The sequence below is a fragment of the Pelagibacterium sp. genome (assembly GCF_035555455.1).
Taxonomy (GTDB): domain Bacteria; phylum Pseudomonadota; class Alphaproteobacteria; order Rhizobiales; family Devosiaceae; genus Pelagibacterium.
Genome location: NZ_DATMGM010000041.1, coordinates 32,398 through 51,829 on the forward strand (window position 1 = coordinate 32,398; position 19,432 = coordinate 51,829).

Annotated in this window: 18 protein-coding genes; 6 read left to right on the forward strand and 12 right to left on the reverse strand. The window is 62.1% G+C overall.

The features are described from left to right. Positions 1 to 4: 4 nt before the first annotated feature. The 5 genes from glgC to VNS12_RS07700 form a co-directional block, all read right to left on the reverse strand. Positions 5 to 1,276 carry a glucose-1-phosphate adenylyltransferase gene (gene glgC, locus VNS12_RS07680; RefSeq protein WP_325487241.1) on the reverse strand — a complete coding sequence of 424 codons (1,272 nt, stop codon included), beginning with the start codon at positions 1,274 to 1,276 and terminating at the stop codon, positions 5 to 7. Positions 1,277 to 1,326: 50 nt separating this feature from the next. Further along, positions 1,327 to 3,540, reverse strand: a complete 2,214-nt coding sequence (gene glgB / locus VNS12_RS07685; protein ID WP_325487242.1) for a 1,4-alpha-glucan branching protein GlgB — start codon at positions 3,538 to 3,540, stop codon at positions 1,327 to 1,329. A gap of 61 nt (positions 3,541 to 3,601) precedes the next feature. Next, entirely contained in the window at positions 3,602 to 6,082 is a 2,481-nt protein-coding gene (locus VNS12_RS07690; protein WP_325487243.1) for a glycogen/starch/alpha-glucan phosphorylase, read from the reverse strand. Between the two features lie 368 nt (positions 6,083 to 6,450). Continuing rightward, complete coding sequence (locus VNS12_RS07695) at positions 6,451 to 7,464, reverse strand: sensor histidine kinase (protein ID WP_325487244.1); 1,014 nt, start codon at positions 7,462 to 7,464, stop codon at positions 6,451 to 6,453. Between the two features lie 228 nt (positions 7,465 to 7,692). Further along, positions 7,693 to 8,490: a response regulator gene (locus tag VNS12_RS07700; protein WP_325487245.1), complete on the reverse strand. Its 798-nt coding sequence runs from the start codon at positions 8,488 to 8,490 to the stop codon at positions 7,693 to 7,695. A gap of 158 nt (positions 8,491 to 8,648) precedes the next feature. Here VNS12_RS07700 and VNS12_RS07705 point away from each other — a divergent pair, with 158 nt between their 5' ends. The 4 genes from VNS12_RS07705 (at position 8,649) to VNS12_RS07720 (ending at position 10,305) form a co-directional block, all read left to right on the forward strand. Beyond that, a complete protein-coding gene (locus VNS12_RS07705) occupies positions 8,649 to 8,870 on the forward strand; it encodes a NepR family anti-sigma factor (RefSeq protein ID WP_325487246.1) in 222 nt (73 codons plus the stop codon). Between the two features lie 10 nt (positions 8,871 to 8,880). Further along, positions 8,881 to 9,432 (forward strand): sigma-70 family RNA polymerase sigma factor, encoded by a 552-nt coding sequence (locus VNS12_RS07710; RefSeq protein ID WP_325487247.1) that lies wholly within the window; start codon positions 8,881 to 8,883, stop codon positions 9,430 to 9,432. Positions 9,433 to 9,539: 107 nt separating this feature from the next. Beyond that, positions 9,540 to 9,872, forward strand: coding sequence for an ElaB/YgaM/YqjD family protein (locus tag VNS12_RS07715; RefSeq protein WP_325487248.1), 333 nt, complete (start codon positions 9,540 to 9,542; stop codon positions 9,870 to 9,872). Positions 9,873 to 9,882: 10 nt separating this feature from the next. Continuing rightward, entirely contained in the window at positions 9,883 to 10,305 is a 423-nt protein-coding gene (locus VNS12_RS07720) for a phage holin family protein (protein WP_325487249.1), read from the forward strand. 74 nt (positions 10,306 to 10,379) lie between these two features. Here the strand turns inward: VNS12_RS07720 and VNS12_RS07725 are convergent, their stop codons facing one another. From VNS12_RS07725 to VNS12_RS07750, 6 genes are all read right to left on the reverse strand, one after another. Next, entirely contained in the window at positions 10,380 to 10,601 is a 222-nt protein-coding gene (locus VNS12_RS07725) for a hypothetical protein (protein WP_325487250.1), read from the reverse strand. A gap of 130 nt (positions 10,602 to 10,731) precedes the next feature. Then, positions 10,732 to 11,694 carry a PRC-barrel domain-containing protein gene (locus VNS12_RS07730; protein WP_325487251.1) on the reverse strand — a complete coding sequence of 321 codons (963 nt, stop codon included), beginning with the start codon at positions 11,692 to 11,694 and terminating at the stop codon, positions 10,732 to 10,734. A 222-nt stretch (positions 11,695 to 11,916) separates the two neighbouring features. Beyond that, positions 11,917 to 13,095: a BaiN/RdsA family NAD(P)/FAD-dependent oxidoreductase gene (locus VNS12_RS07735; RefSeq protein ID WP_325487252.1), complete on the reverse strand. Its 1,179-nt coding sequence runs from the start codon at positions 13,093 to 13,095 to the stop codon at positions 11,917 to 11,919. Between the two features lie 94 nt (positions 13,096 to 13,189). Continuing rightward, on the reverse strand, positions 13,190 to 13,861 hold the full coding sequence (locus VNS12_RS07740; protein ID WP_325487253.1) for a L,D-transpeptidase: 672 nt from the start codon (positions 13,859 to 13,861) through the stop codon (positions 13,190 to 13,192). A gap of 399 nt (positions 13,862 to 14,260) precedes the next feature. After that, the gene (locus tag VNS12_RS07745) at positions 14,261 to 16,069 is read right to left on the reverse strand and encodes an ABC-F family ATP-binding cassette domain-containing protein (protein ID WP_325487254.1); all 1,809 of its coding nucleotides are present in this window, start codon (positions 16,067 to 16,069) and stop codon (positions 14,261 to 14,263) included. A 102-nt stretch (positions 16,070 to 16,171) separates the two neighbouring features. Beyond that, on the reverse strand, positions 16,172 to 16,897 hold the full coding sequence (locus VNS12_RS07750; RefSeq protein ID WP_325487255.1) for an endonuclease/exonuclease/phosphatase family protein: 726 nt from the start codon (positions 16,895 to 16,897) through the stop codon (positions 16,172 to 16,174). A gap of 303 nt (positions 16,898 to 17,200) precedes the next feature. Here VNS12_RS07750 and VNS12_RS07755 point away from each other — a divergent pair, with 303 nt between their 5' ends. Continuing rightward, a complete protein-coding gene (locus tag VNS12_RS07755; RefSeq protein WP_325487256.1) occupies positions 17,201 to 17,764 on the forward strand; it encodes a permease in 564 nt (187 codons plus the stop codon). Then, positions 17,761 to 18,261: a hypothetical protein gene (locus tag VNS12_RS07760; RefSeq protein ID WP_325487257.1), complete on the forward strand. Its 501-nt coding sequence runs from the start codon at positions 17,761 to 17,763 to the stop codon at positions 18,259 to 18,261. Before VNS12_RS07755 ends, VNS12_RS07760 begins: the two co-directional genes overlap by 4 nt. Before the next feature lie 55 nt (positions 18,262 to 18,316). Here VNS12_RS07760 and VNS12_RS07765 read toward each other — a convergent pair whose 3' ends face one another. Then, positions 18,317 to 19,330 (reverse strand): amidohydrolase family protein, encoded by a 1,014-nt coding sequence (locus tag VNS12_RS07765; protein ID WP_325487258.1) that lies wholly within the window; start codon positions 19,328 to 19,330, stop codon positions 18,317 to 18,319. Between the last annotated feature and the right edge of the window lie 102 nt (positions 19,331 to 19,432).

The window sequence follows — 19,432 nt, forward strand, 5'->3', positions numbered from 1 at the left end:
GGCCCTAACGCGAGGCGAGATAGCGGTTGATCATGGGCTGGGTGATGAGGGTCACGCCGTTCTCCGTTCTGTGGAACCATTTTGCGTCGAAATCCGGGTCCTCGCCCACCACCATGCCCTCGGGAATATCCACTCTCGCATCGACCACCACCTTGTTCAGTCTCACTGCCCGCCCAATCATGCAATGGGGCAGGATCACCGCCCCGGTCAGTTCGGAATAGGAATTGACCCGGACGCCGGTGAACAGCAACGCGTTGCGCAGTTCCGCTCCCGACACAATACAATCGCCCGAAACCAGTGAAGAAATCGCATGTCCGCGCCGCCCGTCGATGTCATGGACGAATTTGGCCGGCGGGGTGATCTCCGCATGGGTCCAGATCGGCCATTCGCGGTCATAAAGATCGAGCTGGGGGGTGATGTCGGTCAGATCGATATTGGCTTCCCAATAGGCATCGATGGTGCCCACATCGCGCCAGTACGAGACGTCCTCGTGCTCGGAGCGCACACAGGACCGCGGGAACCTGTGCGCCCAGGCGGTGCCGTTCTTAACGATATAGGGGATGATATCCTTGCCGAAATCGCGGCTCGACCCTTCGGTGGCGGCATCGCGGCGCAACTGGTCCATCAGGAACTCGGTGCGGAACACATAGATGCCCATCGAGGCCAGCGACATGCCCGGCTTGTCAGGGATCGAGGGCGGATCGGCGGGCTTTTCGAAAAAATCGACGATACGGTCGCGCCCGTCCACATGCATGACGCCAAAGGCGGACGCCTCTGCGGTGGGCACTTCAAGGCACCCCACGGTCACGTCGGCCCCGGTATCGACATGCTGGCGCAGCATGATCTCGTAATCCATCTTGTAGATGTGATCCCCCGCCAGAACGACAATGTAGCGGGCATGATAATCCTCGATGATGTCGATGTTCTGATAGACCGCATCGGCGGTGCCGGCGTACCACATGTCCTCTTTGACCCGCTGGCTGGCCGGAAGGATATCGAAGCTTTCGTTGCGCTCGGTGCGCAGGAAGCTCCAGCCCCGTTGCAGGTGCCGGATCAGGCTGTGGGCCTGATACTGGGTAGCGACGGAAATGCGGCGGATGCCGGAATTGATGGCATTGGAGAGGGCAAAATCGATGATGCGCGACTTGCCGCCGAAATAGACCGCCGGTTTGGCGCGCCGGTCGGTCAATTCCATCAGCCGCGTACCCCGCCCCCCCGCAAGAACATATGCCACGGCATCTCGCGCCAGCGGTGCCGGGTTGATCCTCTCAGACATGGTCCTCTCCTTTAACGCCTTTTGTGCAGACGAATTTGTTTTTGGCCGCTTTATGTGTCGGGCGGAACCTCCTCGGGCTCGAATTGCAGGATGAGTGTCGAGAGCGGCGGCAGGACGATTTCTGCCGTGGCCGGGTAACCGAATTCATTGCCTTGCGTGGCGACCACAACCCCCTGATTGCCCATATTGGTGCCCGAATACCACAGCGCATCGGTGTTGATGCGCTCGATCCAGCGCCCGGCGGCGGGCATGGGCAGGCGGTAGGTATCATGAGGCGTGGGGGTGAAATTGGCGATCACCACCACCGGCGGCACACCGGGCGCCTTGCGCACCCAGGCAAACACCGAATTGACCTGATCGTTGGCGATGATCCACTCGAACCCTTCGGGCTCGCAATCGCGCGCATGGAGCGCCGGCAGGTCGCGATAGACCACGTTGAGGTCGGAAACGAGTCGGCGGACGCCCTCATGGGCGGGTTCATCGAGCACGAACCAATCCAGCGCCTGGGCTTCGCTCCATTCGCTGCGCTGGGCGAATTCCTGCCCCATGAACAACAGCTTCTTGCCCGGATAGCCCCAGATGAACGCATAAAGCGCCCGTAGATTGGCAAATTTCTGCCATTCGTCGCCGGGCATCTTGCCGAGCAGCGAGCCCTTGCCGTGCACCACCTCATCATGGCTGAACGGCAGGGTGAAATTCTCGGAAAAGGCGTAGAGCAGGCCGAACGTCACGTCATTGTGGTGGAAGCGCCGGTGCACCGGATCGCGCTGCATATAGCGCAGGGTGTCGTTCATGAATCCCATGTTCCACTTGAAGCCAAACCCCAGCCCCTGGGCATGGGTGGGCGCGCTGACCCCGGGCCAGCTTGTGGATTCTTCGGCGGCGGTGAAGGTGCCGGGATGCTGGCGGTAGGTCTCCGCGTTCACCCGTTGCAGGAAGGCGATGCCCTCGATGTTGTGGTTGCCGCCGAACTTGTTGGGCACCCATTCGCCGGGGCGGCGTGAATAATCGAGATAGAGGATGGAGCTCACCGCATCCACGCGCAGGCCGTCGATATGGAATTTCTCCAGCCAGTACAGCGCGTTGTTGGTGAGAAAAGCCGACACCTCCCTGCGCCCGAAATTGTAGATCGCCGTGTCCCAGTCCGGATGATGGCCAAGGCGCGGATCGGCGTGCTCGTAAAGCGCGGTGCCATCGAAGCGGGCGAGGCCGTGGGCGTCGGTGGGGAAATGGGCCGGGACCCAGTCGATGATCACCCCAAGCCCCGCCGCATGGGCCGCATCCACAAAGCGGGCGAAGCCACGCGGATCGCCAAACCGCGCGGTGGGCGCATAGAGCCCGGTGGGCTGATAGCCCCAGCTCGGGTCATACGGATGCTCGGAAACCGGGAGCAGCTCGATATGGGTAAACCCCATATCGGCGACATAGGGCACCAGTTGCTCGGCAAGCTGATCGTAACTGAGGAACCCGCCATCGGGGCGGCGGCGCCATGACCCCAGATGCACCTCGTAGATGGTCATCGGCTCGCGGCGGTGATCGCGGGCCTTGCGCGCCTCCATATAGGCAGCGTCGGTCCATTCGAACGGGGTCGGATCGGCGACCACCGAGGAGGTCTGCGGGCGCAGTTCCGATTGCTGGGCGAACGGGTCGGCCTTGAGCGGCAGCAAGGTGCCGTCCGCGCCGATGATCTCGTATTTGTACTGGGCACCGGGGCGGATATCGGGAAGGAACACTTCCCAGATGCCGGTATCAGTGCGCCGCCGCATGGGGTGGCGGCGTCCGTCCCACGCATTGAACGGGCCGACCACGCTGACCCGCCTCGCATTGGGGGCCCAGACGGCGAAATGGGTGCCCTCGACACCCTCGAACGTCATGAAATGCGCGCCGAGCTTGTCGAACAGGCGCAGATGCGAGCCTTCGCCGATGTAATAGTCATCCATCGGCCCGAGAACCGGACCGAAGGAATAGGGGTCGATCAGGTCCCACTCCCCGCCCGAATTGGCGGCGCTATAGGCGATGGGCTGGCGCGTATCCAACGCGACCTCGCCTTCAAAGAACCCCTCGCCGCGCGGTTCAAGCCGGCCAAGGGCCTTGCCGTCCAACGTATGCGCTTCGAGGGTTTCGGCATGGGGAACCAGCGCCCGCGCGATCCAGCGGTCGCCGCTGCGGTGCAGGCCCAGGACCGCGAACGGATCGTCATGCACGCCCTCGGCGATGCGGGTCACCTGTTCGGTGTCGGTCTGCCAGCCAGCCTGCCTTGCCAATTCCCGTCCCCCTTATGCGCCCATCAGGACAACAATTGTTTCCCGACGCAAGCCCCGTTGATCAGACATGCGTTGCGTTCCAGATTTCGTCGGCATATTCGCGGATTGTCCGATCCGAGGAGAACCACGCCATGCGCGCCGTATTGCGGATGGCCATGGCGTTCCATTGGGAGCGGTCGGACCAGCAGGCATCGACCTGCTCCTGCGCCCGGCAATAGTCCTCGAAATCGCGGGCGACCATGAACCAGTCATGATCGTAAAGCCCTTCCATCAGCCCGCGATACCGGCTGCGGTCGTCGGGGGAGAATACCCCTGCCGCGATCGCGTCCACCACCTCGCGCAGCGGCTGATGGGCTTCGATGGTCTCGCGCGGCGAGCGGTTGTCGATGCGAGTGGCCTCAACTTCCGCGGCGCTCATGCCGAAGATGAATATGTTTTCCGGCCCCAGCCGTTCGCGCATTTCCACATTGGCCCCATCCATAGTGCCGATGGTGATGGCCCCGTTGAGGCCGAACTTCATATTGCCGGTCCCCGAGGCTTCCATGCCTGCGGTGGAAATCTGCTCGGACAGATCGGCGGCGGGGATGATGGTTTCGGCCAGCGACACGTTGTAATTGGGCAGGAACACCACCTTCAAAAGCCCGCGCACCGCCGGATCATTGTTGATGACGCGGGCCACGTCATTGACCAGTTTGATGACCAGCTTGGCGTTCCAGTAGCTGGGGGCGGCCTTGCCCGCGAAAATCTTGACCCGGGGAACCCATGGCCTTTCGGGGTGGGCACGGATCAAATTGTAACGCGCCACCGCCTCCATGACATTGAGCAATTGCCGCTTGTATTCGTGAATGCGCTTGATCTGGACATCGAACAGGGCATCGGGGGCAACCTCGATGCCGGTGCGATCGAGGATCAGGGCGGCCAGCCGCTCCTTGTTCTGGCGCTTGACCGCCGCGAACCGGTCCTGAAAGCCCTGATCCTGTGCATAAGGGTCGAGGCGGATGAGCTGTTCGATATCGTCCTCGAACCCCAGCCCGATACTATCGCCGATCAGGCCGGTGAGCCCGGGATTGCACTGCATCAGCCAGCGGCGCGGCGTGACCCCGTTGGTCTTGTTGTTGATGCGGCCCGGATAGAGACGGTTGAGATCGGCAAACACCGTCTCTTTCATCAGTTCGGTATGCAGCGCCGAAACCCCGTTGATCGAATGCGAGCCGACAAAAGCCAACTGCCCCATGCGCAGTCGCCTGCCCCCGTTTTCGTCGATCAGGGAAATCGCCTTGATCGCATCGTCGCCCAGATTTTTCGCCCGCGCTTCCTCCAGAACCATGGCGTTGATCGCATAGGCGATCTGCATCTGGCGCGGCAGCAATCTTTCCAAGAGGGAGACAGGCCAGGTCTCCAGCGCCTCGGGCAGCAGGGTGTGGTTGGTATAGGCAAAGGTGCGGCGGGTGAGCGACCAGGCCTGTTTCCAGCCAAGACCCTGCACATCCATCAGAATGCGCATCATTTCGGCGATGGAAATGGCCGGATGGGTATCATTGAGCTGGATGGCGACCTTGTCGGGAAGGCTGCGCAGATCGCCAAACTGCTGCAAATGCCGCCGCACGATATCCTGCAATGAGGCCGAGGAAAAAAAGAACTCCTGCCGCAGGCGCAATTCCTGCCCGGCGGGCGTGGAATCGGCGGGATAGAGCACGCGGGTGATGGCCCCGGCCCGGGCGCTTTCCTCAAGCGCGCCGATGTGGTCGCCCGAATTGAACCGGTCGAGCAGGATCGGGTCGATGGCCTGGGCGCTCCACAACCGCAACGTGTTGACCCGCGCCCCGCGCCAGCCGACCACCGGCGTATCGAACGCCACCGCATTGAGATGTTCGGCGGGGTGCCAGACCTGCCGCACGGTGCCATCGGGTTGCGAGCGCGGCTCGACAGTGCCGCCAAAGCCGATTTCATATGAGCTTTCCCGACGCTCGAACTCCCACGGATTGCCGTGGTTGAGCCAGGTCTCGGGCAACTCCACCTGCCAGCCGTCGCTCATCTCCTGCCGGAACAGCCCGTGCACATAGCGGATGCCGTAGCCGTAGGCCGGGACCTTGAGAGTGGACATCGATTCCAGGAAACACGCGGCCAGCCGCCCCAGCCCGCCATTGCCCAACGCGGCGTCGGGTTCGCGTTCGATCAATTCGTCGATATCGACGTTGAACCCGGCCAGCGCCTCGCGCATCGTCTCCATCAGACCCAGATTGGACATGGCGTCCCGCATCAGGCGGCCAATGAGGAATTCGAGACTGAGGTAATAGACGCGCTTTTTCGAGGTGCGCCACGTATCGCGCGTCGATTCCATCCACTGATCGATCACCCGGTCCCGGACCGTGAGGATGGTGGCGGTCAGCCAATCGGTATCGCGGGCAATGATCGGGTCCTTGCCCACCGCATAGGTCAGCTTTTCGACGATTTCATTGCGCAGCGTTTCGGCATCGCTGGCCCGGGGCTGGGGCGTGGGAGCATCGTAAACGAACGGCTTTTGCACCATATTGTAATCCATGACTCACGTCTGTCGCCCCTCGGACCGACCAGTGTGACACGAGTGTCATCCGCTTGCCAGTTGCTTTAAGCGCCTGTTGGCAGGCGGAAAAATCCGAAGCGAAATAAAAAAACGCCAAGCGGGAACCACACGGCGCCGGGCGCGTTTACCTGACAGCCGGTGAAGGCGCCCCTACCTTCATCGTGCCAAGCCCTGACCCTGAAGAGGATTGCTTTCTCGCAATCCTCTTTTTTTGTTTTTCTTTGGAACCAATTGCAACCCGGGCGCATTGTGGGTGCGGCGAACGTGTTTCCCCCAAGCGCGTTTACCACAAGAAAGGTCGGATGCCCCTGGCATTCGGCCTTTCTTCGATTTCGGGTATTGGCAGCCTAGGTGATGTGGCTGCCATCGATCCTGAGAGTATAAGCGATGCTCCCGCTATCGACGGTGAGCTTGCCGGCGCCATCGACCGCCAGCGGCACGACGCTTTCGAGGAATTTGCGGGTGAGGTCTTCAATGGGTTCGGCGTCCGCGCCATCGTCAAGCTGCTCCGACCAGGTGACGGTGATACTGCGCTTGCCGTCCTGATCCGCGTCCAGATCAAAGGCGATGTCGATGGCCCCGTCCGGGGCGGCCAGTTGCCCGTTACGCACGGCGTTGGCCGCCAATTCGTGAATGGCCAGCCCCACATACAGCGCCGCGTTGGGCGAAACCATCAGATCATCGCCCCGCAACTCGACCGGCAGGCCGCTGTCCTTATGGAACAGGGCCACCTGCCGCGAGATGAGATCGCTGAGCAGCGCCCCCTGCCAGTCCCGGTCGGTGATCAGGTCCTGCGCGCGGGCGATGGCTTGCAAGCGGCCTGAAAAGGCGCTGATGAACCCGGGAATCGTGGTGGCGCTGCGCGCGGTCTGCGACGCCAGCGACAGCACGATGGCCAACAGATTGCGCGAGCGATGGCTGACCTCACGCAGCAGGTTCCTCAGTTGAACCTCGCGCTGCTTCTGGGCGCTGATATCGATGATGGTCGAGAACACGCCGATCACCCCGGCATCACCATCCTCGCCGGTGTCCGGGTCGATCCAGATGTCGAACCAGCGCAATTCGCCGGCGATGGTCACCGGCAACTCGATCCGGCGGGTTTCGCCGCTGCGCATCACCTGCTGCTTGGCGACCTGCAAGCGCTCGGCCGCCCTGGGGGGAAGAAAATTGGCGTCCCGATGGCCGATCACATCGGCCGCATCGATGCCGCGCGGCAGGTTCTCGGCCCACTCATAGGTCAAGTCCACCGCCTGATAGCCAAGGGTAACAGCGGTGCGGCCCAGAGCGCGCATGGCGAACTGGAGGCGGCGGGAGTGTTCCGGACCGTTGCCTCCCGCCCTTCCATTGTCCTGCACAGTCATAGGAGAAGCATGTTTACTTGAATAGTCCACGAGCCCCACTTGGGCCACTGGCGAGGTGGCCCGATTTCCCGGAGGATGGAGGAGCGATGCCACGACTGGTCCGTCAAAAGCAAAATCGGAACCTGATCCAGGAAAAATGTGTCGCGGCGTAGCACCAGCCGGCCATCCACCGGATTGAACATGGAAAAAACGAAAAGGGCGCGGCCTGGTTCCCTCGCCCTTTCATTTTTATGCGGCCTGCTCCATTTGCTCGGAGAAGAAAAGAACCTGACTGACCAGAGCCTTGACCATGTCGGGCTGGAACGGCTTGGTGACGAGAAAGGCCGGTTCGGGCCGTTCGCCGGTCAACAGGCGTTCGGGGAAAGCGGTGACGAAAATGACCGGGACACTCACCGTGCGCAGCATGTCGTTTACCGCGTCGATGCCCGAGCTGCCATCGGCCAGCTGGATATCGGCGAGCACCAGGCCGGGACGGCGCCGGTTGAACAGGTCGATCGCTTCGCGATGCGTGCGGGCGACGCCGGTGACGGTGTGGCCCAGCGATTCCACCATCTGCTCGATATCCATGGCGATCAGCGGTTCATCCTCGATGATGAGGACGGTGGTGGCCACCTGCTGCGCCATTTCCACCGAAGCGGTTTCGATCAGCTCCTCGAACCGGGCCTGCCCGACCCCGAGGATTTCGGCGGCTTCTTGCGGCGAAAACCGCTCGACGGCGACGAGAAGGAACGCCTGCCGCGGCAGCGGGGCAATGGCCTTGAGGCTGCGGCGCGCCTGCTCTTCCCACGCATCGGACGCGGGGGGCAATTCACTCAGGTTGATATCCACCGAACGCCAAAGCTGGGAAAACACCTTATAGAGGGCCACCTTGGTATCGAGTTCGACCGGGAAGATGGACCGGTCCGAGACCAGCGCTTCGAGCGTTGCGGAAACATACGCATCGCCACTGGTCTGGCTGCCAGTCAGCGAGCGGGCAAAGCGGCGCAGATAGGGAATATGCGGCGCAATCAACTGGGCAAGATTCATAAAACAAAACTCCCTCGAACAGCCGGTCGCTCCATGCACGCGCTCGGCTTCAATGAGCCCTAAACGCGAAACTTCGATAATAAGTTCCGGATCGCGGAACTATTTTTGCACTCCGGCGTTCCCTTGGCCACTATACCAGGATGCATCATGGGGCAAAAATGACGCAACTCAGCAGCAGCAGGAAGATGGATAGCCACGATCACGACGATGAAACGCCGGAGAAGACGCGCATGCCCAGCTTGAGCCCGGACTCCCGGGCGTTTATCGGCCTGAAGCTGCGTGAACTTTACGACGACGTCGTGTCGGAGCCTGTTCCGGATCGACTTCTTCAGCTGCTCGGCAAGCTTGGAGAAGACGAAGACAAGACCAAGCCCGAGTAGGAGGGAGGCGATGTCGAGTTACGATTTCCGAGCAGAGTTGCTCGCGGTCATTCCCAATCTGCGCGCCTTTGCAATGTCGCTTGTCGGGGCCGCCGACAAGGCCGACGATCTGGTGCAGGAAACGCTTGTCCGGGCCTGGGACAAGCGGTCGTCCTTTACGCCGGGCACCAATCTCAAGGGCTGGCTGTTCACCATCCTGCGCAATGAATTCTACAGCCAGATGCGTAAGCGCAAACGCGAGGTGCCCGATCCCGAGGGACTGATGGCCGAGCGGCTGTCGAGCCACCCCGAACAGGTGGGCAAGCTGGACATGGAAGATTTCAAGCGCGCCGTGAACCAGCTTCCGGAAGACCAGCGCGAGGCGCTTATCCTCGTCGGTGCTTCGGGCTTTTCCTATGAGGAAGCGGCGCAAATCTGCGATTGCGCGGTAGGCACGATCAAGAGCCGGGTGAGCCGGGCGCGCAGCCAGTTGGCGGTGATCCTCAAGCTGGAAGGCGATGGCGAATTCGGGCCCGACGCTGTGGCGGTGGGTGTGATGAACTTCACTTCCCCCGCGGCCTGAATATACGAAAAAGCCCTGATTTGCGGGAGTTCCGGAGCATTCGTTCCGGAACTTCTTTTGTTTGAGGGCGTTAGGATAGGCTTGCAACATCAACATGGGAGGCCAGCATGGCCCGAGCCGCAACACCCACATCGCGCAACAATGAGAATGGCGACGACGCTGCCAACGACCTGAACGCCGAAATCGCCGCACTGCGCGAAGATATCGCCTCCATCACCGCCACCCTGGGCGACGTGGTCAAGAACCGCGCCGGCGATGCCAAGGACGAAGCCGTTCGCATCGGCAAGAAAATGGAACGCAAAGGTGAGGAAGCGCTGGAATCGGTACAGGACAGCTTCGAATCCGCCGAAAGCGACCTCAAAGCAGCTATTCGCGAACGGCCCATCTCATCGGTGCTGATCGCCGCGGGTGTCGGCTACATCATTTCGAAAATCATGTAGGAGCAGCGGTATGGCGCTGACCGCACCCTTCGCCGCGGCTGCGAACCGGGCTGGCTCGGTTGCGCGGTCCATGGGCCAATCGGTTGCGCTCTATGCTGCAATCGGTCTGCTGAGTCTGATCGGGACAGGCTTTCTCATCGCCGCGCTTTACCTGTGGCTTGCCGAAGCGACCAGCCCGCTGGCCGCAACGCTGTTCATTGGCCTGGGGTTTCTGGCGGTGGCCATCATCATGCTGGCCATCGTCGTCGCCCAGGCCAACAAGAAGAAAGAGGAACGCCGCCGCGCCGCCGCCGATACGGCGCTGCTGGCCACCACGGCTTCGCTGGCCAGTGTCGGCCTGCGGATAGCCTCACGGGCCAAGGGCCCGATGTTCTGGCCCGCCATCGCGGCCATTGCCGCCGGCTGGTATTTCGGGCGGCAGAACCACGATTGATGCCCATATTTCATCACGACAAGGGCCGGTTGTTCTGACCGGCCCTTTTTTTGTGGCCCGGTGTCGCTCAACGATCAATGCTGCTGGGGATGGGAAGTGAGGCGCAGCAGCTTGCTCAGTTCAAGATCCGCGTCGCGCAACATCCCGCTATGCTCTGGCGCGCAATAATGTTCCTTGATGCTTTTGAGCAATTCGATCTTGCGGGCGTTGGAAAGAGTGGGATCGCTGGCGATCAGCGCAGGGCTGCGCACCACGGCGCCGACATCGAAATAGGTCGAAACGGTCTTCTCGCTCATGGCTCTCTCCTTTCACAGGAGAAAACGGCATGCCGGCGCTGGCGGTTCCCGCAACTGACCTGTGTGGATGCCGCACATGGCAAAAGGGCCGACGCTTGGCCGGCCCTTTTTCAATCTGTGCTGGTAGCGATTAGTTGATGGTCAGCCTGTTTGCGTCCGGGGCGGCGCGATAGGCCTCTGCATCGTACTCAGGCGCGGCATCAAGCTGGTCGGAGGTCAACGCGATGCGCAGAACCAGATCGCCATTTTCATTGCGCAGGAAGTTCAGATTGTCGAAGGCCACGGCAACGGGCTTGGTTCCGATCCCCAGGAACCCGCCAAAGTCGATCACAACAGCATCGACCTGACCGTCATCGGACAGGATGATATCGCCCACGTGACCGATATTCTCGTCGCCCGCACCGTAAACAGTGGTGCCGGTCAACTCGTCAGCAGTGACTTCACTGGTCGCAACCTCCTGATAGGCGGACCAGTCCCCGATCGGCGCCACAACCACCGGCGTCGCATCCGGGACGACAGCCCCGTCAGCGGGCGCAGGAGCGGCCGGGGCCATGGGTGCAGCGGGGACGACGGGTTCCGCAGGCGCCATCGGCTCGGCGGCAGGCGCCATCGGCTCGGCCGCCGGGACAGCATTAGCCGACGCACTGGCCAGCCAGTCCTCGCGATTGAATTCGGCGGCGTTTTCAAGCTGCTCGCGGGTCATGCTGGACACGAGACGGTTGTTTCCGTCGACATCCGTGGCAAGTTCGAGTTCGTCCCAATTGATGGCGACGTTCTTCTGGCCGATCCCGAGGAAGCCACCCACCCCGACAATGACGGCACCGATTTCACCATTATGGTCGAGAACGAAATCGTTCACTTCACCGATGGAGTCAGCATCGGCTGCCGTGGAATTGTAGATGGTCTCACCGATGATTTCCGTCGCCAGCCAACCATCGGCGTTGATGCCGCGGTCTGCCGGGGTCACCAGCGGTGTCTGGGGCACTTCGACGTTTTCGGCGGGAGCCATAGGCGTAGCGGGGGCCACGTCCTGAGCATAGGCACCACCGGAAAGCACCAGCGCCAAGGCGGTCGAGGCAAGTAGCTTATACATTAGAATTCTCCTGAAATCGCTTGTTTCAAGTTTCCGGGCGGTGTCGCCGGGGCCAATCGCGTGGGCCCTTCGTCGCCGCCACCATGGTTTTTGAACGCCCTCGACTTTGCTTGGTTCCGGCAGAAAACGAGAAAGCCCCGCAAAACGGGGCTTTGGAACAATTTCGGAAATGGGGTCGTTTTCATCGATCGCCGCCAGCGGGCCGGGGCAGATCTCGCGGGATCAGAGACTCAGACCCGTGGCACGGGCCGAGGCCCAGGCCCACTGGAAATTGTACCCGCCCAGCCACCCGGTGACATCGACCGCCTCGCCGATGAAATAAAGGCCCGGCACCGCCTTCACCTGCATATCCGCTGAATCGAGCGCGGCGGTGTCGATGCCGCCTAGGGTGACTTCGGCTGTCCGATATCCCTCGCTGCCCACCGGCTTGATGCGCCAGGCGCTGACCGTCTCGATCAGCCTTGCAATGGCTTTGCGGTCGAGATCGGCGAGGCGGCCTTTGAGCTCGGCCTCTTCGACAACCAGATCGGCCACCCGGCGGGGCAGGATTTCGCCCAAGGCGGTCGCGACCGCCTGCGCCCCATGCTTCGATCGCGCATCGGCCACCCAATCGGCCATATTGGTATCGGGGGCCATGTCGATGGCGATCGCCTCGCCTTCGCGCCAATAGGACGAAATCTGAAGGATCGACGGACCGCTCAGTCCGCGATGGGTGAACAGCAGCGCTTCGCGAAAGCCGGTCTTGCCGCACTTCACTCGCGCATCGAGCGACACCCCGGCCAAAGGCCGTATGCGCTCCAGCATGCCCGGCTCGAAGGTCAGCGGAACCAGCGCCGGACGCGTTTCAGTGACGGGGACGCCGAACTGCTCGGCCACCCGGTAGGCAAACCCGGACGCGCCCATCTTGGGAATGGATTTGCCGCCACTCGCTACGACGAGAGCGCGACAGATGACCTCGCCATTGGTCAGCCGCAGCCGATAGCCGTCGGGACCGTGCTCTATTGTTTCCACCGCAGTATTGAGCTCAAGGGTGACACCGCCAGCCTGCATTTCCGCCAGCAGCATGTCGATGATCTGTTGCGCCGACCCATCGCAGAACAGCTGGCCCAAGGTTTTTTCGTGATAGGCGATGCCGTAGCGCTCGACGAGCGCGACAAAGTCGGCAGGCCGATAGCGGCGCAGGGCGGAAATGGCGAATTTGGGATTTTGCGACAGGAAGGCCTGCGGGGTGGTGTTGATATTGGTGAAATTGCACCGCCCACCCCCGGAAATGCGGATCTTCTTGCCCGGCGCCTCGGCATGATCGAGGATCAGGACCGAGCGGCCCCGCTGTCCCGCAGTGGCAGCGCACAACATGCCCGCCGCCCCGGCCCCGATCACCACAACATCATATTGGCGCATGCCCGCTCCCAATCAAAAGGCCCGCCCGGTGACACCCGGACGGGCATGGTCTTGTTGTCTTGTGCTTGATCCATACCCCGAAGGGCGGAACCGGTCAGCCGACGATCAGGGTCGAACCCGAAGCGACACGGCTGTAGAGGTCCATGATGTCCTGATTCATCAGCCGCACACAGCCCGAAGACACATTGGTGCCGATGGTCCAGGGCTCGGGGGTGCCGTGAATGCGGTAGAGCGTATCGCGGCCATTCTGGAAGATGTAAAGCGCGCGCGCGCCGAGCGGGTTGTCGATGCCGCCGGGCTGGCCGTGCCGCCATTGTTCCAGTTCCGGCTGGCGCTGGATCATCGCCGAGGGGGGCGTCCAGGTCGGCCATTCGCGCTTGAACTGGATGACGCCGCGCCCCGACCAGCTGAACCCGTCGCGGCCCAGGCCAACGCCATAGCGCATCGCCTGCCCGCCCTCGCGCACGTGATAGAGAAAATGCGAGCCGGTATCGATATAGATCGTGCCGGGGCGCTCGCCCGTGGGATCAGGAACGACCTGACGGTAATAGACCGGGTCGACATAGCCCAGATCGACGGCCGGGATGTGGTGCCCGCCATCGGATACGGCCCGGTACATATCGACGTAGAACGGATCGAATTGCGGGGTGGGCGGCACCTGCGGCTGCGGCCTGGTGCTGGAGCACCCGGCCAAAGCGAGCGCCGAAAGGCTGGCGGCCCCGACGAGAAAACGGCGGCGGGGGAGAGTGAAAGTCGCTGAAGTCATTCTTGTCTGCTTCTTGGTTACGCGGCGGTCATGTCCGTGAGGTCTGAAGTGTGGCAGGCCGACATTGTTCCCCTTCGCTGGCACCGACAGAGCCGTGTGTGGCCTTTGGGCATCACGGCGTGGCGATGTCCGGATGGTCCCCCGCGATCCACGCGCATCCGAAAAGGAGCCATAAAAGGCCCGGGAAAACAGCGGCTTGCAGCACCCTCAAGTTCCGGGCCGACCATAACGGGACAATGGTTTACAATCGGGTAAGCCTGATCAGCGCTCGCGACTTCGTTACCATTGTGCGGGGCTAGCCTTCCCTGATCTGACTGAACCAGACCGGGAAAGGCTCAAAGTTCCTGGTGTCACGTTTCCGAACCGCAAAAGTGGTGTCCACTTTTGCTGGAAACGCTCCTAGCCTTCCAGCTCCTCGCGCAGCATTTCCAGTTCGAGCCAGCGGTCTTCGAGGTCCGTGAGGCTCTCCTGCGCGGCGACAAACTCGGCGGTGGTCTTTTCGAACCCTTCGAAATCGCGGGTGTAAAAGCTCGGATCATCGAGTTTTTCCTGCAATTTGGCCATGCGGGCGCGCACTTTGTCCATCTCCTTGGGCAGGGTATCGAGGGCGTGCTTGTCCTTGAACGACAGCTTGCGCCGCTGCTGTGGCGGGGCCGCCTGCGTGGCGGGCTTGCTGCGCTCCGGAGCGGCGGCCTTATCCACGCGGCGGGCCGATACCCCGGCGCCCCGCTGGGCGACCATATCGGAATAGCCACCAGCATATTCGGCCCATTCCCCGTCGCCCTCGGCAACGATGATCGAGGTGGCGACCTTGTCGAGGAAGTCGCGGTCGTGGCTGACCACGATCACGGTGCCGGCATAGTCGGCGATCATCTCTTCGAGCAGGTCGAGGGTTTCGAGATCAAGATCGTTGGTGGGCTCGTCGAGCACCAAAACGTTGGAGGGCAGCGCCAGCGCGCGGGCCAGCGTCACCCGGTTGCGCTCCCCGCCCGAGAGCTTGCCCACGGCGGTGCGCGCCTGTTCTGGGGTGAACAGGAATTCCTTCATATAGCCGATGACGTGCTTGGGCTCGCCATTGATGGTGAGCGTATCGCTGCCGCCGCCGGTGAGAACATCCTTGAGGGTCGCGTCCGGGTCGAGCGAGGCCCGGCGCTGATCGAGCACGGCGAGTTCGAGCCGGGTGCCCAGCCGCACCGTGCCGGAATCGGGTTCCAGATCGCCGGTGAGCATGCGGATCAGCGTCGTCTTGCCCGCGCCGTTGGGGCCGACGATGCCCACCCGGCTGTTGCGCATGATGCGGGTGGAGAACTCCTTGACCACGACCCGATCGCCGAATGCCTTGGAGATGGCTTCGGCCTCAACGACCATGGCCCCGGAACTGCGCCCCTCGGCAACCGTCATCTTCACTGTGCCTTGCGGACCGCGATAGTCGCGCACCTGCTGGCGCAATCCGGCCAGAAGTCCCATGCGGCGCACATTGCGCTTGCGGCGGGCGGTAACGCCATAACGGACCCAGTGTTCCTCTGCCGCGATCTTGCGTGCCAGCTTGTGCTGGTCCTTTTCCTCCTGTTCGAGGAAATCGTCGCGCCAGGTCTCGAATCCGGCAAAGCCCTGATCGATGCGCCGTGTCGCGCCGCGATCGATCCACAGGGTGGAGCGGGTGAGATCGGACAGGAAACGCCGGTCGTGGCTGATCAGAACCAGCGCTGAACGTAAGGATTTGAGCTCGCTTTCCAGCCATTCGATGACCGGCAGATCAAGGTGGTTGGTCGGTTCGTCGAGCAAAAGGATATCGGGCTGCGGTGCCAGAACCCGCGCCAGCGCAGCGCGGCGCGCTTCACCTCCCGAGAGCGATTTTGGATCTTCCTCGCCGGTGAGGCCGAGCTGTTCGAGCAGATATTGCGCGCGATACGGCTCATCGGCCCCTTCGAGACCCGCCTCGACATAATCAAGCGTCGAAGCGTAGCCCGACAGGTCCGGCTCCTGGGGCAGGTAGCGCACAGTGGCGCCAGGTTGGAGGAAGCGTTCGCCCGCATCGGGCTCGATAATCCCGGCGGCGATCTTGAGCAGCGTCGACTTGCCGGACCCGTTGCGCCCGACCAGCGCGATCTTGTCGCCGGGGCCCACCGACAGTTCTGCCCCATCCAGCAGCAGGGTCGACCCCATAATGAGGCGAATCGATTGCAGGGCGAGAAGTGGCGCGGCCATGAAAATTCCGGGTCGGGTTGGGGAAAGGGATGAATGCCGCCAGATGTGGCGAAAATTGAGGCCCGATGCAAGCCCCACCGCGTGAACGGCTTGCGGGACGGGCTATGCCGTGCGCGAGACCTGCGCGGCTTGCTGATCAATCTTGAGGCGCGCCCAGACCGGTAGGTGATCGGAGCCCTTGCGGGCCAGATCAGACATATGCACGCCAGACCCGGTCACCTCGACATCCATGGTGGTGATGATGCGGTCAAAATTGAGCACGGGCTTGGTGGAGTGGAAGCTGGGGCCGGGCTCGATGACCCGGTGGCTGGCGGCAAAATGCGACAGGCACCCGCCCTCGGTCGTCCACTGGTTCAGATCGCCCATGATGACCGTGGGCAGCGCCTCATCGAGCACGTCGAGCTGGTTGAGCACCGATTGCGCCTGCCGCCGCCGCCACAGATCGACAAGCCCCAGATGCAGGCCGATGACCCGCAACTTTTCCTCACCGATGCGGAAATCAGCGAGTACTGCGCCGCGCGGCTCCAGCGCCGGCAAGGTCAGGGAGCGCGTATAGAGCACCTCGATGCCGCGCCGATAGAGGATGGTGTTGCCGTGCCACCCCAGGCTCTGGGCGCGAACGCCAAAGCTGATGGCGCTGTAATCGGTGCGTTCGGTGATCATCTCCGGCGACAGCGACGCGCTGCGGCTGCCGAAGCGCCGGTCGACTTCCTGCAAGGCGACGATATCGGCGTCGACCTCGTTGAGGATGTCGAGAATGCGCGCAGGGTCGCGCCGCCAGTCGGTGCCGACACTTTTGCGGATATTGTACGACGCAACGCTGATCATGGGGCCATATTCGCCAGAGGGGTGTGGCAGGTCAATGAAACTCCTGCCATTCGGTTCGCATCAATGGGCATACGCGCGGGGGTGGCCCGATAATTCCGGCATATCTGTGACGCCAGTCCTCGCCGCCAGGGGCATAAAGAATTTTTGTCTCACAATGCAAGACATTAATATCGACACCCCGTCGATCGGACGCGCAATCATATCGGGACGCTTTGAACGGATAGGCGGAATCGTTATTGCAGAAAAACCCATAATACGGGATAATTTTATTTCTCTCCTGCCCTGCTCTCCCGGAGTCCCGTGATGTCCTCTCCCACCCCCAAACGCTCACCCTTTGTTGATGGCGGTTTTCTGTTTTTGTCGGCGATCGCTCTGGGGGCGGGCGTTCTGGCGGTGGTGATCAGGGGTCCCTCGGCGATCGGCGAGGCGGTGGGCATCGTCTTTTCCGACGCGCTGTTCATCCTGCCGCTGATCGCCATGGGGGTGGTGGTGGGATCACTCTTTACGTTGCTGGTGCCAAGAGAAGCGGTATCGCGCTATCTCGGGCAACAGGCCGGCATCAAGGGCATTCTGATCGCCAGCTTCGTCGGAACCGTGATGCCGGCCGGACCGTTCGCGGCATTTCCCATCGTGCTGGCGCTGGGCCGTTCGGGCGCGGCTATCGGCGCTCTGGTCGCTTTTCTCACCGCCTGGGCCGCCGTTGGTTTGCACCGGCTGTTTGTCTGGGAACTGCCTTTCATGGGTGGTGAATTTGCTGCGCTGCGCTTCATCACCAGCCTGCCGGTCCCGGTGATTGCGGGCCTCCTCGCCGACCGGCTCTCGAACGGTTTTGCCGTGTTCAGGATCGACTGGGAAAACGCCCAATGACCATGAGCCTGCTGATTATCGCAACGATTGCCGCCCTGCTGGGGGTCATTGCCATACTGCGCAAGCCCGAGGGCATTCCCGGCGCGCTGGTCGACATGCGCAACCAGATGCTGATGTTCGGCCTGCGCCTGCCCCCTGCCCTGCTGGCCGCAGCGTTTTTGTCGCTGATCGTGCCGGCGGAATATGTCGTGCCCTATATCGGGGCGGAAAGCGGCTGGCAGGGTGTGCTGATCGCCAGCCTGTTCGGTGCCTTCATCCCCGGAGGCCCTATTCTCACCTTTCCCATGGCGCTGGTGCTGTGGCGCGCCGGAGCCGGAGAAGCCCAGATGGTGGCGCTGCTGGCCTCGTGGTCGGTGTTTGCGGTGCATCGGGTCATCTCCTACGAACTACCCTTCCTTGGGCCGCGCTTCGTGCTGGTGCGCCTGTCATCCTCGTGGATTCTGCCGCTTGTTTCAGGCTTCCTGGCGCTGGTCCTCTTGCTGATCCATCCCTTTTAAAAGCAAAAAGGCCGGCGCATTGGCCGGCCTTCGATCTTTGATTGCGCAGGTTCTGCTATTCGATGCGGAACAGCGCCTGGGCGTTCTTGAAGCAGATTTTCTCCATGTCGCCCTGGGGCAGGTCGAGGGAGTTGAGCACGGCGATGGTGTCCCGGATATAGCCGGGGCCGCGTTCGGGATCAAACGGGCTGTCGGACGCGAACAGGACCTTGTCGACGCCGTAGAACTCAAGGCCGCACACGGTGGCGGCACGAGAGCCGAACACGGCGGTGTCGGCATAGAAATCCTTGAAGTAATCGAAGGGACGCTTCTTGAGGCCGGGAAGGACGTGCGAGAGGTCCTCGGTCGAGGTGCGCTTGCCCAGCTGATCCTGCCCCGGCCCGACGCGGCCTTCGAAATAGGGAACCATCGCGCCAAGATGGTGGGCGAGAATCTTGAGGTTGGGCAGCTTGTCCATCATGCCCGAGAGCACGATCCGCGCCATGGCGGCGCTGGTCTCATAGGGCCAGCCAAAAGTCCACCAGATCTCGTAGCGCGACTTGTCCTCGGTGAGGTAGTCGGGCATGTCCTCGCCCCGCGACGGATGCAGGAACACCGGACGGTCGAACTTCTGCGCCGTCTCGAAAATGCCGAAGAACTGCTCGTCATCGAGCGGAGCGCCGTTGACGTTGGTGTGGATCTGTACGCCGACCGCACCATCATTGGCCGAGAACACCCGCTCCAGTTCCTTGACCGCCGCATCGGGATTGTTCATCGGCAGCGCGGCGAGATAGCCGGGGAAGCGCTCGGGGAATTTGGCGCACAGATCGGCAAAACCCTCATTGCCCAGCCGGGCCAGTTCAGGGGTTGCTTCAGGCGTGCCCATGGCTTCGATCGGCGGCATGCCCAGTGACAGGATCTGGCGGTAATTCTCGAACCGGTCCATGACCTTGAGGCGCTCGTCGAGATCGAAGATGCAGGGGATATTCTGCATGCGCTTGCCGATATTCTTGCCGGCTCCCTCAAAGGTCTGGATTTTTTCCCACAGGGGTTTTGGGAAAAAGTGGTTGAAGGCGTCGATATACTGCATCTTTCGCTCTCTTTCGTACAAAATCAGGCAGCGCCGACCCGTCCGGCCGCAACCGCGGGCCGGCGCCTTTTGGGGAGGATGGAGGTGGAGCGGACAAGGCCC